Here is a 16,350-nt window from a genome sequence, read left to right on the forward strand (position 1 = left end):
TGTATGCACCCGATACATCTGAATCTGAGCAAGATAGGGCGACAACTCCTGCGACAGAGAATTGCGCGCATGTTCGTCCAGGCGTTTTTTGCCACGGCGATCTATTTGCTCGTCTATTGTCTGGCCATTCTCGTGATCAAGAGCATGTCGCTGACCTGGTTTGGTTTGTTGTGGCTGCCGGTGTTGGTCGGGACCTTGTTGGTGGCGCTCCTGCCGTGGCAATGGTGGCGGCTGCGCAACGTGCGCCAGGTGGCCAATTTCGTCGAAGACCGCATTCCCAAAATGGCCCTGACCATTCACTCCGCGCTCGATTTTCTCGAAGATCGTTCCGACCAGTCGGAGCGATTCCTACGCGAAGCCTACGTGGAGCAGGTCGCCAAGAAACTGAGCGGACTCAACATTCGCGAACAGCCGCTCATTCCCTGGAATCGCTACGGCATGATGGCATTGGCCGCGAACGTGTTGATTTGGGGGCTGTTCCACGGCGCCATCCTGGACAAATTCTACAATCCCCGCGTGAGTTTCGGTCAGACCCACCTCGACTTGAACGAGGGCAGCATTACCATTTTCGAACCGGAATACACCCAAATTCCCGGCCGCACCCTGCCGCTTCGACCTGGTGCCTTTCGCGCCTACCCCGGCAGCCGTGTGCGTTTCATGGTGCAACTGCCTTCCGGCGCGCGCGAACTCTTCCTGGACGATGGGGTGGAGAAACCCCATCCCCTGCGTCGCAGTGAGGGCAACGAGGTCACGCACGAGTTCGTGTTGTTGGAAGACACCACGTTGCGATTCCTGGTCAGTGATTCGGCCAATGGCGGCCAAACCCAGCCCTACCAGTTCCAGGTGAAAACCGATCAGGCTCCGGAAGTGCTGCTGCGCGGTCATACGCCCGAGGGCATGCTGAACGTGCTGGATCCCCTGATCATCGAAACCGAGATCAAGGACGACTTCGGCATCAAGCAGCTCGAGGCGGTGGTGACCTGGAAGGGCGGCGAGAAGCGCATCGACATCGCCGTACCGCAGGGACGCAAGAATCATTTCATCACCCGCAATCAGTGGTACCTGAGCGACCTGGGCCTGGACAAGGCCGAATCGTTCAGCATCTACCTGGAGGCCAAGGACAACAACCCGATCAACGGGCCTGGCGTAGGCCGCTCCCGCGAATTGACCTACGAACTGGAGAGTCCCGAGCGCAAGTACGACGAGTTCATGGAAATGGCCCGTCAACTGCTCGATATCATGACCCACACCCTCGGTGACAATCTGGACACCGACCTGCCGCCCCAACCGGAAAAGGCCGTGTTGCAGGAAGCCAAGGACCTGGGCAAGAGCATTCGCAACGGACTCTACCGGGCCAGCGACCTGACCAACACGTTGATCACCAAGGTGCGCGATACGCCGAACATCACCCGGCTCGACCAGAACTTCCTGTATCAGTACCGCAACAAGATCAACAAGCGGGCGCGATCGCGATCCGAAATGGATTTGCTGTTCGCGAATGTCATCTACAACCCCACGGTCAACAATTCCTTCCGAAGGTTGCAGGGCCAACACATGCTCGAGGAGCGCGATCTGGAGGCACTCACCTACGAGTTGTTGCTTCAACTGAAGATGTGGGCCATTTTGGAGCTGGAACGCCAGAACAACGAATTGGAAGACAACCTCGATCAGCTTCAGGAACTGTTGGACAACAGCGAGAACATGGATAGCCAGGAATTGGCCGAGATGTTCGAGAAGCTCATGAACGAAGTGATGAAGGACTTCCAGGACATGATCCAGAAAGCCGCGCAGCAGATGGATATGTCGATGGAGGAGTTCATGAACAGCGACGCCATGCAGTTTTCCGAAGACATGATGGAACAGTTGAAGCAGCAGATCATGGAGGCCCTCAAGGAAGGCGACATCGAAAAGGCCAAGCGCTTGATGGAGCAAATGCGCCAGCAGATGCAGGGCGCCATGAATTCGATGCGCGAGACGATGGGCGAGATGTCCCCCGAAATGCGCGAAATGATGGCGCAGATGCGGGAGTTCATGGGCCTGTTGCGCGAGCTCAAGGAGCGCGAAGAGAACCTCGAGCGCGAGACCCAGGCGCTGCGGCGCGAGCTGGACAAGCAGATGGGCGGCAACAATGCCGAACTCAGCGAGCAGGATCAGGGCGAGCACAAGAAGATCATGGAAAACATCCACAAGATGTTGACCGAGCTCTACAACCGCCTGGTCGATTTCAATTCCGAGGATCTCTCCCAGCAATTGGTCGAACAAATTGCCGAACAGCGCACCCAACTGGACAACAGCGGCCTGTCCGATCGGCAACGGTTGGAGGTGGAGCAGGGCATCCGCAAGTTGGAGCAAACTTTGGACTTCATCGGCCGCAACGGCCTGGATCGGCTCCAGAACATGACCCTCAACGGCTTGGAGCACACCGAGAAGATGCAGGACTACCTGGATCAGGGTGAGCTGATGTTGAGCCTCGAGACCGGCCTCAAGCTGGAATCGTTCCTGGTTCGCGGCGAGCGGGTCGCCGACCGCACCGTACCCCAGGAGATGGAGGATCATCCGCGAGCCAAGGATACCTTCCAGGAGGCGCGGCGCGAGCTGTACGAGATTCTGGATGCGTTGCAAAACTTGAAGAACCAAATGGAAAACCGCCGGATGCAATTCATGCAGGCTCAAAACGAGGAACGGCAACGGCAACTGGGCGAGAAGCAGGCGAAGCTGCAGGAAATGATCGAGCAATTCCAGCAGCAGGCGCAGGATTCCCTGGGCGGTTCGCCCCTGTTCCAAAAACTGGAAGACATCGGCCTGTCCATGAAAAACGCCGAACGAAAACTGGATGGTTCCCGATTGGAGGGCGCCGTTCAATACGAGCAGGAGGCATTGCAGAAAATTGGTGAACTCATGGAGCAACTTCAGCAGGCACAACAACCTAACCCCGGAAGTCGGCGACCCATGATGGGCGGAATGCAAATGCAGCGCGAACGAATGCAGGGCGATCCGCTAATCAAAGACTTCTACATTCCCGATAGTCAGAAGAAAGCCTCACGAGATGAGATGAAAGACGCCATCCGCAAGCAACTTCAAAAGAATTTGCCGGATGCGTACGGCAAGGAGATCAGGAAGTACTATGAGAAACTCATGGACCAGTAGACTTCTGTTTTACTTGGGCCTGGCGCTTCTCGTCGGGGGGCTGTACGGTCAGGACGAGCCGGGGGAGGCGTCAACGCCGGATTCTTCGAAGGAAAACACCTCGATGAATCTGGTTTTGCGGGATGCCCATGAAATAGCCAGACAAATGGGGGAAATCATCCGTCTGTTGCGTGCGCTGCAGCCGGAAGAAGCGGCGCGTGCCCTGAACCGCACCACGCTGACCCCCGATCTGGAGCATTTCCTGCGCGGTTGGATCTTTCACCAACAGGGCAATTACGACAGTGCCTTCGAGCACTTCTCGAAGGTGAATCGCGAAAACCTGGAAGGCGACGGTTTTCTGAGCAACCGCTTCGACGAACTCTCCAAGACCGCCCAGAAACTCAAGGACTTCGAGGTGTTCGAGACGGCGAATTTCAGCATTCGCTATCAGGACGGACCGGACAAGGTCATGCTGTCCTACCTGCCCGAAGTGCTCGAGAACATTTACGCGTCCTATGCCAAGGCCTTCCATTTCAACCGTGGCGACAAGATCATCGTGGAAGTCATGCCGGACTACCAACTGTTCGCCTATGCCTCCGCCCTGACCAAGGAACAGATCGAGACCACCGGAACCATCGCCCTCTGCGTGGAGAACCGACTGGTCATGATCACGCCCCGTCGCGTCGCGCGCGGATACTACTGGCCCGATGTCCTTGCCCACGAGTACGTCCACTACATCCTCACCAAGCACAGCCGCGACAATGCGCCGCTGTGGTTCCAGGAGGGCGTGGCCAAGTACTTCGAAACCAAGTGGGAACGTCCGGATGCGGATCCCTTGGGCGAGGCCTTGGAAACCAGTCTCGCCAAGGCCATCCAAAAAGGCGAGTTTCTCACCGTCCAACAGATGATGCCCTCGTTCGCGGCCCTTCCGACCGCGGAACTGGCCATGCAGGCCTATGCCCAGACCGCCTCGATGGTGGATTATCTTTGCGAACTCCAGGGTGAGGATTTCATCTACCAGGTGGCCGTGGCGCTGCGCCAGGAGCCCGAGGTGGACGCCGTGTTGCGCGAATCTCTGGGCATCGAGTTCTCGGCCTTCGAGGAGAATTGGAAGCAATGGGCGTCCAATCGCGGGTACCGCATCCACGCCCACGTCGGCGGTGCGGATGGCGTCAAGCTTCTCGACGAGGACGAATCCAGCGAGGCGATTCGCGAGCTCGAGGAAGCCGACGAAGCCAACAAGAAACACACGCGGTTGGGCGATCTGCTGCTGGAGCGCGGTCGGTACAGCGCCGCCCTCAAGCAGTATCGCAAGACGGTGGTTTCGGGCGAGAAAATCCACCGCCAAGTTCTGCTCCGCATGCTGCGGTGCCAACAGCACCTCAACCGGAATCGGGAGATCATCGAGTACATCGACGAGAACGTGACGCGTGTTCAGGAAGATGCCACGATGTTGGTTTACCAGGCGCGCGCCTATCTGAGTCTCGATCAGAAAGCCAAGGCGATCGACCGCCTGGATCTGGCGGTTCGCGTCAATCCCTTCTACCCCGAGATCTACCGCCTGAAGCTGTTGGCCCTGGACCAGGACAAGCAGGCCGGAGAAGTGGAAAAGATGAACACCATTTTGGAGTTGCTCCACAAGCGTCCGGTGGAAAACAAAGAAACCAAGAGTTGAGTCGGGTTTTTGCGCGGGTTCGGTTCCGCGGATCCTTTATTCGCTTTGTTTAAGGAGACATTATGACCATTGCGTCCACGGAGATATCGGCCGATCACCAGCTTTTTCGCGAAAAAGTCGCCGATGTGCACAAGGGATACGAAGATCTCAAGACCGAAATCGGCAAGGTGGTCATCGGGCAACAGGCGGTTGTTGACCTGATGATCATTTCCATGTTCACCAGCAGCCACTCCCTGTTGATGGGGGTTCCCGGCCTGGCCAAGACACTGCTGGTTCACACTCTGGCGGATGCCACCTCGCTCGATTTCACCCGTGTCCAGTTCACGCCCGACATGATGCCCAGCGACCTGATCGGTACCGAGATCCTGCAGGAGGATCGCGCCACCGGACAACGGGCCTTCAAGTTCGTCAACGGCCCCTTGTTCACCAATTTGCTGCTGGCCGACGAGATCAACCGGACCACGCCCAAGACCCAGGCGGCCCTGCTCCAGAGTATGCAGGAGCGCCAGGTGTCGGCCGCGGGCACGACCTACAAGCTCGAGCCGCCGTTTTTGGTGTTCGCGACCCAGAACCCCATCGAGCAGGAGGGGACCTACCCCTTGCCCGAAGCCCAGTTGGACCGTTTTCTGTTCCGGATCGACGTGACCTATCCCAAGCAGGACGAGGAAATCCGGATGGTCATGAACACCACTTCGCGCGAGGAATCGACAGTTCTGCCCGTCTACACGCGCGAACGGCTCCTGGAGCACCAGGCCCTGGTGCGTGCCATTCCCGCCAGCGAGACCGTGGTCAAGTACGCGGTGTCGCTGGTGCGTTCCACCCGTCCGCACGGTGAGGGCGCCAATCCCTTCGCTTCCGAAAACATCCGTTGGGGTGCGGGCCCCCGCGCCAGCCAGTCGCTGATTCTGGCGGGCAAGGCGCGTGCGTTGTTGGACGGACGCTACGCGGTGGAAAAAGAGGACATCGTGGCGTTGGCCCAGCCGATTTTGGTGCACCGCATCATGCCCACCTTCCAGGCCGAGGCCGAGGGCATCACTTCGGCCAAGATCATTCAGCACTGCCTGGATACCGTGCGTATCTGATCGCTGCAGGCCGGGCTCGCCTGGCCTGCTCGCGCGCTCAATCGAAGTGATCGAGGCCGGACGTACTCGTTTGATCGAGAGAGACGTCGGCCAAGTACGTTGCCCCGCAGTTCCCGCGTGGTTGTGAGTGACGTCGGGCCTGTAGGTGAGGGGGCCGCCCAGGCCAGCTTGCTCCACCAATCGAAGCGACTTGGCCCACGGTTAATCGGGATGCCCAAGAGCGAAGCCCACCCTTCCACAGAAGGTCCTCCGCCGAAATGCGTCGCCTCGTAGTTCCCGCATACCGAAAGAGGCGTCGTCGCTGTAGGTTGGCCGGCCCGGCCGACACTTCGGAGTAACCCAACCTACAGTTCTTCAGGATGCCAAAGAGCGAAGCCAATTCTTTCCCGAATCGCCCACTCCGAAACACCCATCCTCGTTGTTCCCTCATGCCGAGAGAGAAACCAGGCCTGTAGGTTGAACCGGACCGCGCTGGCTGCCAGCTCGACCCATCGAAACAACCTACGCTTCATCAGCGCGTTACGCCATCAGATAAAGCTCATCCAAGCCTTGCCTGCCACCGCCCGAAGAGCTCGCTCCGCTCTTTAGCGCTGTATCTCGTCGTTTCCTGGTTCGCTTCGATTGGTGGAGCAAGCTGAGGCTGTGTGAAAACTCATAACATGTATATTTATCAGTATTTTACGTTTATTTTTGCGCAATTTTGTGCTATAAGTCTTTTAAAACAAGTGAGGTATCCGTGTTTTATGAGATACATTTCAGGCACTCCTCGTGATCAAACCCAGATGTTTCCTCCCCTCATGGACGACTTTGTTGCTGAGGAGAATCCGGTTCGGTTTATTGATGCTTTTGTCGACTCGCTCGACATGGAAGAACTTAAATTCGTACGTTCCGAACCTAAAAAAACCGGGCGCCCTGGCTACGATCCCAAGGACCTGATCAAGCTCTATATCTACGGATATCTCAACAAGATACGTTCCAGTCGAGGCCTCGAAAAGGAAACCCATCGGAACGTAGAGCTGATGTGGCTGATGCGTGGTCTGAAACCCGACTTCAAAACGATTGCCGATTTTCGCAAGAACAACAAAAAGGGGATCGCTGGGGTATTTCGCCAGTTCACCCTACTCTGCAAAAAGAACCAATTGTTCGGCTGTGAATTGCTCGGTATTGACGGCAGCAAGTTCAAAGCAGTCAACAGCCAGGCACGGAACTTCAATGCCTCGCGTTTGGCGAAGGTGATAAGCCAGATCGAAGAACGCATCGAAGACTACCTGGAAAAGCTGACCAAGCAGGACGAGAAAGAGGCAAAGGTTCAAAAGGCGACCAAGAAAGAGCTGAGAGAAAAAATCCGCAAGTTGACGGAGCAAAAGGAGGAATTGAAGGAGGCCGAAACTCGGTTGAAGGAGAGCCAAGATAGTCAGGTATCTCTTACAGATGAGGACGCCCGTGCAATGAGGGGAAGGCATGGGAAGACAGTGGGTTACAACGTGCAAATCGGAGTGGATCACAAGCACAAGCTGGTGGCGGCGGTGGATGTCAACCAAGCGCGAAACGATAAAGACCAGTTGAGTGGGATCAGCCTAAAATCAAAGGAAAATCTGGGGATCGAAAAGTGCGAGGTTGTAGCGGACAAAGGATATTACAGCCATCAGGAAATGGCGAAGTGTTTGGATGAAGGGATTACACCGAGGGTGCCTCCCTGTAGAACCCGGCAGCAGACATCGGGTCGATTCACGAAAGAGGCATTCGTTTACGACAGGGACGCGAACACCTACACGTGCCCGAACGGAGAGGTGTTGGAGCCCTTGAAAAAGAAGAGCTCAGAACAAGCGAAAACCATCTATAAAACGAAGGCTTGCAAAGGATGCCCGCTCAGAGATCAATGCACCACCGCAAAAAGCGGTCGACAGATCGAGAGAAGCGCATATGAAGATCAAATCGAGGAGTTAGAGCGGGAGAGCAAGAAAAAGGGCTTCCTGCAAAAGGCCCGAAAAGGGCTGGTGGAACATCCGTTTGGGGTGCTAAAGGCGAGCTTCCAGTATGGGAGTTTCTTAACGAAAGGAATGGAGAACGTGAGGACAGAAATGAACTTGGCGGCCCTGGCCTACAACATGAAGAGGTTCTTCAACATCATGGGACAAGAAAGACTGATGGAAGCTCTGTAAGAATAATACCGCGACTGAGTTGTAAGTTGTTTTAACCAAGCTAATTAAAAGATCAGGTGCTACCTCACCAGAAAAAGGAGACAGAAACCATCACCCCAAAGCCAACAAGATAAGGATTAAGTTGCGGAACGGCCGGAACGGCCGGTGAAGAAAAAGAACCGGTGCAGGCCGAAACGAGGGAATTCAGGGTTTTCACACAGCCTCAAGCTGCTCCACCTACAGCGACGACGCCACTCTCGTGATGCGGGAACCGCGGGGCGACGCATTTCGGCGTAGGTCCTCCCAACAAAAAAAGGAGCCCCGAGGGGGGCTCCCGAAATGAGGGAGGCAGGTTCTGGGAGCTACCTGCCGGAGGGACGGAGACAAGATCATGGAGGGATGACTCCATGGTCGGAGGGAGGTGGTGGGAAATCGTGTGACTCGGGTTTCGCGACCCGAAAGGGGCCGCTTGTGGGCTTTTCTCGCTGTCTGGGGGTTGCGGGAGTGGGTTGGGTGAAGGGATGAAGTACCGAAACCACCAGGCAGCCAGAAAAACCTACATTCGGTCGGCGGAAGGTAAGGACAATCAGGCCGTTTTGGGAAAAATCAGGGTGTTCGGATTCCTTTCCCGATGGTGGGCCGCGTCGAGATCCGGGGCGTGGGTCGGGAGTGCGGGCGTCAAGCGGCGTTCCGCCTGCCGTGGTCCTCTTCGAAGGGAACACCTGGTGCGATTTCGATCTGGGTAGGGGAGGCCTGTTCCGAAGATGGGGCTTCTTCTCGGGATCTGGGTTCGGCTGGGCAGGACCGCTTCGAGGCGACGCCCCGGGCATCTTTTGTCGAGGGCGCTTCGCTTCGTTCCGAAAGCCGACCGGCGTGAAAGGCAAGAATGTTGGCGATGGTGAAAAGCGTACCGAACAGGAACCAGGCTGCGATATTCATGGGCTCGACCTCCGTGCCGCTGCGTCGTATCCCTAATGTATCGCAGTGCCGAGACAGCCCTTGTCATCGACCCCAAAAAAGATCCTCAAAAAATGTAAATCAATGATTTTAAAAGGTTTGATTGTTTTGGCGTCGCGTGCGACGATCGCAACTCCCTGTCGAGACGTTTGGTTCACCGGAGCATTCGGGCGCAGATCCCGGCAAATCGGCCGCGGGCCCGCTCTCGAGCGTTGGCGTCGAAGATTTTGGGTTTATAATGAATTGTTGGTTTCGTTACATTTCAAGGTTTCCTGTTCGATTCGGAACCAACCGCTGTGAACCGCTCCGGGGGGAGAGCGCCACGTTTGCGATGGGCTGTCGGATTGCAGCCCCATGAGGACCCACCGTCACGGTGGAGTCGCGCCGCGGTGAGAGAACGGTTTCAGTGTGTTCGTAGGGATCGTGGAAGAGGCCCCGTTGCTTATTGATTCGCATCGTCGTCCGGCTCGATCGAACAGCCGGATCTTGATGGGAAACTCGTCCGCGTGTCGTCGCTGATCGGGCTGTGTACAGGGACAGCCCCGCAAAAGGAAGGAGTTTCAATGGTTGAGTTTGGCTATAGCGAAGATCAACAAATGATCGTGGAGAATGTTTCCAAGTTTGCCGAAGAGCGCATCCTGCCGCATGTCATGGAATGGGATGAGGCCGAGTTCTTTCCGGTCGATCTGTTTCACGAAATGGGTGAGCTCGGCTTGTTGGGCGTGTTGGTCCCCGAAGAATACGAAGGCTCGGGTTATGGATATGTAGACTACGTGGCCGTTCTGGAAGAGATCGGCCGGGTTTGCGGCAGTATCGGACTGGGTGTCGCCGCGCACAACTCGTTGTGCACCGGGCACATCCTGCAACACGCCAACGAGGCCCAGAAGCGCAAGTACCTGCCCGGATTGGCGACGGGTCGCCACATCGGTGCCTGGGGGCTGACGGAACCCGGTTCCGGTTCCGACGCGGGCGGCATGCTCTCCACCGCCAAAAAGGTGGACGGTGGCTGGCTGCTGAACGGCACCAAGAATTTCATTACGCACGCCATCAGCGGCGACATAGCCGTGGTGCTGGTGAATACCGAACCGGAATTGAAGACTCGCGGCATTTCGGCCTTTATCCTCGACAAGGACATGAAAGGCTGGAGCGGCGGCAAAAAAGAAAAGAAAGTCGGCATGCGCAGTTCGGAAACCGCGCAATTGGTGATGGAAGATTGTTTCGTGCCGGACGAGAACCTGATCGGCGAGGTCAACGAAGGCTTCAGGCAGGCCATGGTCGTCTTGGACGGTGGCCGGATTTCGATCGCGGCGTTGAGCCTCGGCATTGCTCGCGGTGCGCTCGAGTGCGCCCAACACTACGCCGCCGAACGCCGCCAATTCGGCAAGAGCATCGACGAGTTCCAGGCGATCAAGTTCAAGTTGGCCGATATGGCGATGGAACTGGAGGCCGCCCGCCTGCTGACCTTGAAAGCGGCCTACAACAAGCAACGCGGCGTCGGCCAGACCATCGAGTCGGCCATGGCGAAGCTCTATGCCAGTGAGGTGGCGGTTCGCAATGCCGAGGAATCCGTGCAAATCCACGGTGGATATGGGTATCTGAAAGAGTATCCGGCCGAAAAGTTCTGGCGGGATTCCAAGCTACTCACCATCGGCGAAGGCACTTCCGAGGTCCAGCGCATGGTCGTCGCCCGTGAATTGAAAAAAGGCCTGAATCGGTGATGGCACCCCACGGCGGGATCGAGACGATCTCGCCGACTCTCGGCCCGTCATCGGGTGCCGCGGAACCGAGCCGCCGTCGATCGACGATCGTTCGGTGATTGGAGGACTCGCCGTGCGCCGACGGGCCATCTTCACGAAAAGGGAGTGTTCATGACTACCGCATTTCCCGCCCCGTTGCGGGTATTGGGGCTGACTGGCGGCATCGCCTCCGGCAAATCGGCAGTTGGTGACATCATCGCGCGCCGATACCCGGTGCTCGACGCGGATCACGTGGCACGCGAGGTGGTACGGCCTGGCACGGAAGGCTTGGCGCGGATCGTCGAGGCCTTCGGACCCGAGGTGCTGTGCGGTGACGGGACCCTGGATCGCCGCGGCCTGCGCCAGATCATCGCGCACGACGAAGCCGCCCGGCTTCGATTGAACCACATCCTGCACCCTCTGATTCGCGCCGAAATCGAGCGCAAGTTGGAGGCGCTGGCCGCGCACCACGATGCCGCGTTCGTTTCGGCCGCGCTCATGTTGGAGACCGGCAGCTACCGACGCTACGACGGCGTCTTGTTGGTGACGGCACCCGAATCCGTGCGTTTGGCGCGTCTGCTGGCTCGCGACGGCATGGACGAGGAAAGCGCACGGGGTTTGATGGCCAAGCAGTGGGCCGACGAGAAAAAGCGCCCGTTCGCTACCGTGGAAGTGGAGAATGCCGGCGACCTGGCCGATCTCGAGCGACACACTTGGGACGCCCTGGACCGTTTGGGCCTGGCGGTCGATCGGGTGCAGCGGACTTCTCGTGGGTGAGACCCTTTCCGCAAGAGGTGCGATCTTTCGCCGGGCAAGCCGTCGGCCATGGGGTATCCCGATCGGGATCGCCGGAAAAAATCCGGCGCCGTTCCGGTCGATGAGCGGGCGGCTCGTTTCCAGGACCAGATGCGTGGAAACTACGGGAACCGGCGCCGGGAACCATTGGCTGCAAGAACGCGCAAGCGCGTTTGCCATGTCCGCCAATGTGTGTCATGCCGACAATGTAGTCCAGAGAGGAGATCGACTCGGCCCATCTTTCGGCGCCGGCAGGCTATGTCTCCGAGTGTGGCCCGGCTCACACTCCCGGTCGTCGTGGGCGCGGGTTCGATGCAGGTGAGCAGGGATTGAAAATGTAAGGTTAAGTTTTGTCGAGGATCTTGCCGATCTGTCAAATGAGATGATGAAGGTTGATCCCCGAATTGCGCTAACTTTATGGTTTAATGAGTGAAAAGCAACGCCAAATAGAAAGTTGACGACATCTTTCGATGATAAGTCATGGGTATTGTTATGCTGACAGCCTTGAATAAGCTGCCCCGTTATATGAAAAAGATCACCATCCTGATGGTGGACTTTTTGATTTTATGGGTCGCCCTTTGGGCTGCCTTTGCCATGCGTCTCGACACCTGGCTCCCCAAATACTTTTTCTTCTACCTGGACATCTGGGGTTTCGTTCCCTTTCTCACTATTCCGGTCCTCTACTATTTGGGTGTCTACAACGCGGTGATCCGCTACCTTTCACCCCATTTCCTGGTGCCCATCCTGCGTTCGGCCTGCATCGCGGTACTCATGTTCGCCGGCGTGGCCATCATGAACCACATCCAGATTCCACGCATGATCTACATCTTTTATTGCGCCAACGTGGCGATTCTGATGGGCGGTGTGCGTTTGCTGGCCAAGCTCTACCTGCCCGACGTGAGCTACCTGGAGTGCCGGAAACAGAAGATCGCCCTCTACGGGGCGGGCAAGGCCGGAACCCAGGTCGCCCACGCCCTGCAAGGCAGCTCCGAGTATCGGGTCGTCGCGTTCTTTGACGACAACGTGGAAATCCAGGGCTGGGAGATCCTCGGTATACGGGTCTTTCCTCCGCATCAGTTGGAGGAAGTGGTCGAGCGTTTTCAGATCGACGAACTGGTGCTCTGTATTCCCTCGGCGTCTCGGTGTCGGCGCAGGGAGATCCTGGAATCCATCGACAAGATTCAGGATGTCAAGATGAAGATCCTGCCGGGCATTCCCAACATCGTCTCCGGCCAGGTTCGCGTAGACGACATTCGCGAAGTGGAAATCGAGGACCTGCTCGGTCGCGATCCGGTGGAGCCCAAGATCGAATTGCTGCGCGAGGGCATCACCGACAGGACCGTGCTGGTTTCCGGTGCCGGGGGCTCGATCGGGTCGGAGCTGTGTCGTCAGATCCTCGATCAGCATCCGGCTCAATTGGTGCTGCTGGAAGCCAACGAGTACGGGCTCTACAGCATCGAGAAGGAATTGCGGGCCCGCATGTCTCCCGGTGACGAAGTGAACATCGTGTCCGTGCTGGGCTCGATCGTGGACGGCAAGCGCTGCCAACGGGTGATGGAAGCCTACGGTGTTCAGAGCATCTATCACGCGGCGGCCTACAAACACGTGCCCATCGTGGAGCAGAACCTCAGTGAGGGGATTCGCAACAACATCTTCGGGACGCTCGAATTTGCACTTGCGGCAGAAGCCGCGAAGGTGGAGCGGTTTACGCTGATCTCTACCGACAAGGCCGTGCGCCCATCCAGTGCCATGGGCGCCACCAAGCGATTTGCCGAGTTGATCTTGCAGGGTCTCAATCGCCGCGGCAGCACCACCGAGTTCTCGATGGTCCGGTTCGGCAACGTCCTGGGTTCTTCCGGCTCTGTCATACCCTTGTTTCGCCGGCAGATTCGAACCGGCGGGCCGGTGACCGTCACCCACCCCGAAATGACGCGCTACTTCATGACGATTCCCGAGGCGGCACAACTGGTGTTGCAGGCCTCGGCGATGGCCAGCGGCGGCGATGTGTTCGTGCTGGATATGGGCGAGCCCGTCAAAATCATGGATCTTGCGCGCAAAATGATCCATTTCAGTGGCTTGTCGATTCGCGACGAGGAAACCGGTGAAGGCGACATTCAAATCCTGTTTTCGGGAGTTCGGCCGGGTGAGAAGCTCTACGAAGAGCTGTTGATCGGGAAAAGCGCGCTGCCCACCGAGCACCCGCGGATTTCTCGGGCCGAAGAGGAGTGTCTGGAGTGGAAGCGCCTCGAAGGCTACCTCAAGGAGCTGCGCTACGCATTGGAGTCTTGTGACGCCAAGGCCGCGAGGGCCGCGTTGATGCGCAGCATTCCCAGCTATTCGCCCTCGCAAGACGCTCATTTCGATGCAGCTACGAATTCCAGCGGGGAGCCGATTCTCTTTCGGGTTTCGTGATCGGCGTCCACACAATGACAAAGAAGTGATGCCGCTTAGGGTCAGGCCAAGGGAATTATGCTAACCTTTATGTGGAATCTTCGTTTCTCAGCGTTCTCCCTTTTTTGATTTCCGACGGGTTTTCGGCCTCGGTGCGGCCGCGTTCCCGGTTCTTTCGGTAATTGGAAAAGAATCGGCGGGACTCATGGTGCCCGTCGTGGTGGCGTTGCGAGCCCGGATGTTCCGGGCCGATCGGGAGGCGGTTATTCTCATGAACGAAATAGAGAAAACGAATGTGGGCCTCATGAGACTTCGCGAGCCCGAATGTTCCGTTCCTCGTGATGATGGTGGTATGTCTGTGACCTTGAAAGCTGAAGCTGTCCCGACTTCTCGGGTTCTCGACAAAATCGCGGGATTGGTGGTGCCTCCTTCGCAGGCGACCGACTCGCAGGACCTGAGCTGCGCGCTGATCAACAACCGCAAGCAATGTCATTTGTTTCGGCCGCAAGCCGTCGATTCGGAAGCCCTGACCCTCGAGCTGGCAGTACCTGGCGGGCGGGTGGCGCCGTTGGACGAAAGCCAGGATTGGTCGTTGGTGGTTCAGGGAAAGTCGGGGGCCTATTGCACCGAAGTGGCTTCGCTCGAGGTCGGGGCCGAGCGGGTGATGTGTCACTTGGCTCCCGAGACGAACTTCCTGGCTCGGCGCAAATCCTATCGTCTCGCACCGGACTCACGGAACCCCGTTTGGGTGACGTTCCATCGCAAGGGCCGCGAGTTACGCGGCGTCCTCGTCGATTTCTCGCTGGCCGGTATCGGCATTCAGTTACATGATCGCGACGATCTCGATCTGGGGGATCTGGTCGGCGACGGCGCCTTTCAATTGCGCTCGATTTCCGTCGCCTTCGCCCAGGCCGCCGTGGCCCATCTCAAGGCCATCGAGGGAGGATGGCGCGCCGGTCTCGAATTCCGGTACGGATCCGATTCCGAACGTGCCCTGGTACAGCGCGCTTTCGATGCATTGGTGCGATCGCGGCCCTATTCTTCCTCGATTGCGGTTGACGGATAGAATTTGATCGTTTTCAGGTCCATGCCGCCGTAATAACGACCGTCTTTGGGGTTTTGAAAACCTGCTTGGCGGCGATTCGACAGTTTGAATACGCCGAATCCGCGTAGTTCCACGCGCCCATCGCGCTTGAGGCCCTGGGCGAGCGTTTCGAAAAATTGTCGAACGAACCACTCTGCCTCTTGCGTGCTGAGACCAGTTCGTTCTTTCAAAAAGACAACGAGATCAGAACGGTTCATTTTTTTGAGGCCTCCGACAAGGGCTGTCCAGCCGATGTCTTATATTACGAATGTAGCATAAATGAGGAGGGCCTACCATGACAGCAGAAAATTGGATCGACTGGTGCCAAAAACAGTTGGGAGACCTGAGTGCACGCTTGAGCCGCCAGGGCTACAGCCCGGCCAGAATCGAAACGCTCACCAAGACGAGCCCGCTCTTTCGGGAACGGTTCGAGCACTTCATGACCCAATTGACGATGGTGATGGATGCCATGGCGGACAACCCGGACGGCTACCACCACTACGAAGACTTCACCCATATGAAGATGGAAATGCTGAAATTCACGAACCTGCATCGCGAACAATTCCTGTACTTCGACCTGGCGGAAAGCGCCTGATCGAGAACGAAGGACGCATCGCCGGCAACGAAGGCGATGGCGTCACGTGCGAGCCGAACGAATCGGACGTGCGACCTTTGCATTTTAACCCACTCTAATAACGATCGTTGGCCTGCATCTGCCAGGTGGAAGAGTGAAGGCAAAGGTGGCCCGCCCGCCGCGTTCGGCTTTTTTTGTGTTTGGTCCAGGGCAAGAAGATGGTTTGGATATGAGTGTTGTGGACTAATAAAAAGGTTATGTTGTGATGTAAGATAAATGTGATGAAGATGAGCTGAAATTTTTTGGTGTTTGCTTCAGAATAGCGGTTGACATCGCTGAGCAGTTTGGGTAGATTAGCACTCACTGAGAAAGAGTGCTAAAGCTGTTTAGCATCCAATTCACTACGTGAGGTGCTCATATCATGAAGGTAACACCGCTTTATGATCGAGTTCTGGTTAAGCGCGTCGAAGCGAAAGAAGAAGTTCGTGGTGGGATCATCATCCCCGATTCCGCCAAGGAAAAGCCCTTGGAAGCAGTGATCGTCGCTGTTGGCCCCGGGAAACGCGCCGAAAACGGTGAGCAGATCGCCCTGGCTGTCAAAGCCGGCGACAAAGTGCTGGTCGGCAAGTATGCCGGCACCGAGATCAAAGTGAATGATGAAGACCACATCATTCTGCGCGAAGACGAAATCCTCGCCAAGCTGGAAGGCTGAGATCCGCTGCCCATGACGGCAGCTTCGGTTTCGTGATCCGGCCTCCCGCGGTGTGTACCGTTGCGGCGGTTTGCCGC

At 57.1% G+C, this 16,350-nt stretch carries 12 protein-coding genes; 10 read left to right on the forward strand and 2 right to left on the reverse strand.

Translation table 11 applies throughout. The annotated features are described in order from the left end of the window. The first annotated feature begins 3 nt into the window (after positions 1 to 3). The 4 genes from J3U87_RS19235 (at position 4) to J3U87_RS19250 (ending at position 8,045) form a co-directional block, all read left to right on the forward strand. Complete coding sequence (locus J3U87_RS19235; protein WP_237377400.1) at positions 4 to 3,147, forward strand: DUF4175 family protein; 3,144 nt, start codon at positions 4 to 6, stop codon at positions 3,145 to 3,147. A 103-nt stretch (positions 3,148 to 3,250) separates the two neighbouring features. Continuing rightward, complete coding sequence (locus tag J3U87_RS19240; protein ID WP_237377401.1) at positions 3,251 to 4,801, forward strand: peptidase MA family metallohydrolase; 1,551 nt, start codon at positions 3,251 to 3,253, stop codon at positions 4,799 to 4,801. 62 nt (positions 4,802 to 4,863) lie between these two features. Beyond that, positions 4,864 to 5,883, forward strand: coding sequence for an AAA family ATPase (locus J3U87_RS19245; protein ID WP_237377402.1), 1,020 nt, complete (start codon positions 4,864 to 4,866; stop codon positions 5,881 to 5,883). 743 nt (positions 5,884 to 6,626) lie between these two features. Then, on the forward strand, positions 6,627 to 8,045 hold the full coding sequence (locus tag J3U87_RS19250; RefSeq protein WP_237377403.1) for an IS1182 family transposase: 1,419 nt from the start codon (positions 6,627 to 6,629) through the stop codon (positions 8,043 to 8,045). A 657-nt stretch (positions 8,046 to 8,702) separates the two neighbouring features. Here the strand turns inward: J3U87_RS19250 and J3U87_RS19255 are convergent. Continuing rightward, positions 8,703 to 8,963, reverse strand: a complete 261-nt coding sequence (locus J3U87_RS19255) for a hypothetical protein (protein ID WP_237377404.1) — start codon at positions 8,961 to 8,963, stop codon at positions 8,703 to 8,705. Between the two features lie 581 nt (positions 8,964 to 9,544). On the opposite strand from J3U87_RS19255, the gene J3U87_RS19260 reads away from it, so the two are divergent. From J3U87_RS19260 to J3U87_RS19275, 4 genes are all read left to right on the forward strand, one after another. Then, positions 9,545 to 10,699 (forward strand): acyl-CoA dehydrogenase family protein, encoded by a 1,155-nt coding sequence (locus J3U87_RS19260; RefSeq protein ID WP_237377405.1) that lies wholly within the window; start codon positions 9,545 to 9,547, stop codon positions 10,697 to 10,699. 150 nt (positions 10,700 to 10,849) lie between these two features. Beyond that, entirely contained in the window at positions 10,850 to 11,494 is a 645-nt protein-coding gene (gene coaE, locus J3U87_RS19265; RefSeq protein ID WP_237377406.1) for a dephospho-CoA kinase, read from the forward strand. A gap of 498 nt (positions 11,495 to 11,992) precedes the next feature. Beyond that, positions 11,993 to 13,924 (forward strand): polysaccharide biosynthesis protein, encoded by a 1,932-nt coding sequence (locus J3U87_RS19270; protein ID WP_237377407.1) that lies wholly within the window; start codon positions 11,993 to 11,995, stop codon positions 13,922 to 13,924. A 337-nt stretch (positions 13,925 to 14,261) separates the two neighbouring features. Continuing rightward, on the forward strand, positions 14,262 to 14,969 hold the full coding sequence (locus tag J3U87_RS19275) for a PilZ domain-containing protein (RefSeq protein WP_237377408.1): 708 nt from the start codon (positions 14,262 to 14,264) through the stop codon (positions 14,967 to 14,969). Here J3U87_RS19275 and J3U87_RS19280 read toward each other — a convergent pair. Then, positions 14,939 to 15,205, reverse strand: a complete 267-nt coding sequence (locus J3U87_RS19280; RefSeq protein ID WP_237377409.1) for an HU family DNA-binding protein — start codon at positions 15,203 to 15,205, stop codon at positions 14,939 to 14,941. The genes J3U87_RS19275 and J3U87_RS19280 overlap by 31 nt on opposite strands. A 77-nt stretch (positions 15,206 to 15,282) precedes the next feature. Here J3U87_RS19280 and J3U87_RS19285 point away from each other — a divergent pair, with 77 nt between their 5' ends. Continuing rightward, positions 15,283 to 15,582 (forward strand): hypothetical protein, encoded by a 300-nt coding sequence (locus J3U87_RS19285; RefSeq protein ID WP_237377410.1) that lies wholly within the window; start codon positions 15,283 to 15,285, stop codon positions 15,580 to 15,582. Between the two features lie 400 nt (positions 15,583 to 15,982). Continuing rightward, positions 15,983 to 16,273, forward strand: coding sequence for a co-chaperone GroES (locus tag J3U87_RS19290; protein ID WP_272932385.1), 291 nt, complete (start codon positions 15,983 to 15,985; stop codon positions 16,271 to 16,273). The last annotated feature ends 77 nt before the right edge of the window (positions 16,274 to 16,350 follow it).

Origin of the sequence: Sulfidibacter corallicola, assembly GCF_017498545.1 — a bacterium.
GTDB lineage: Bacteria > Acidobacteriota > Holophagae > Acanthopleuribacterales > Acanthopleuribacteraceae > Sulfidibacter > Sulfidibacter corallicola.

Coding starts and splice junctions, on each gene's coding strand:
- J3U87_RS19235 (WP_237377400.1), top strand. CDS start 4: ATGCACCCGATACATCTGAATCTGAGCAAGATAGGGCGACAACTCCTG.
- J3U87_RS19240 (WP_237377401.1), top strand. CDS start 3,251: ATGAATCTGGTTTTGCGGGATGCCCATGAAATAGCCAGACAAATGGGG.
- J3U87_RS19245 (WP_237377402.1), top strand. CDS start 4,864: ATGACCATTGCGTCCACGGAGATATCGGCCGATCACCAGCTTTTTCGC.
- J3U87_RS19250 (WP_237377403.1), top strand. CDS start 6,627: ATGAGATACATTTCAGGCACTCCTCGTGATCAAACCCAGATGTTTCCT.
- J3U87_RS19255 (WP_237377404.1), bottom strand. CDS start 8,963: ATGAATATCGCAGCCTGGTTCCTGTTCGGTACGCTTTTCACCATCGCC.
- J3U87_RS19260 (WP_237377405.1), top strand. CDS start 9,545: ATGGTTGAGTTTGGCTATAGCGAAGATCAACAAATGATCGTGGAGAAT.
- coaE (WP_237377406.1), top strand. CDS start 10,850: ATGACTACCGCATTTCCCGCCCCGTTGCGGGTATTGGGGCTGACTGGC.
- J3U87_RS19270 (WP_237377407.1), top strand. CDS start 11,993: ATGGGTATTGTTATGCTGACAGCCTTGAATAAGCTGCCCCGTTATATG.
- J3U87_RS19280 (WP_237377409.1), bottom strand. CDS start 15,205: ATGAACCGTTCTGATCTCGTTGTCTTTTTGAAAGAACGAACTGGTCTC.
- J3U87_RS19285 (WP_237377410.1), top strand. CDS start 15,283: ATGACAGCAGAAAATTGGATCGACTGGTGCCAAAAACAGTTGGGAGAC.
- J3U87_RS19290 (WP_272932385.1), top strand. CDS start 15,983: ATGAAGGTAACACCGCTTTATGATCGAGTTCTGGTTAAGCGCGTCGAA.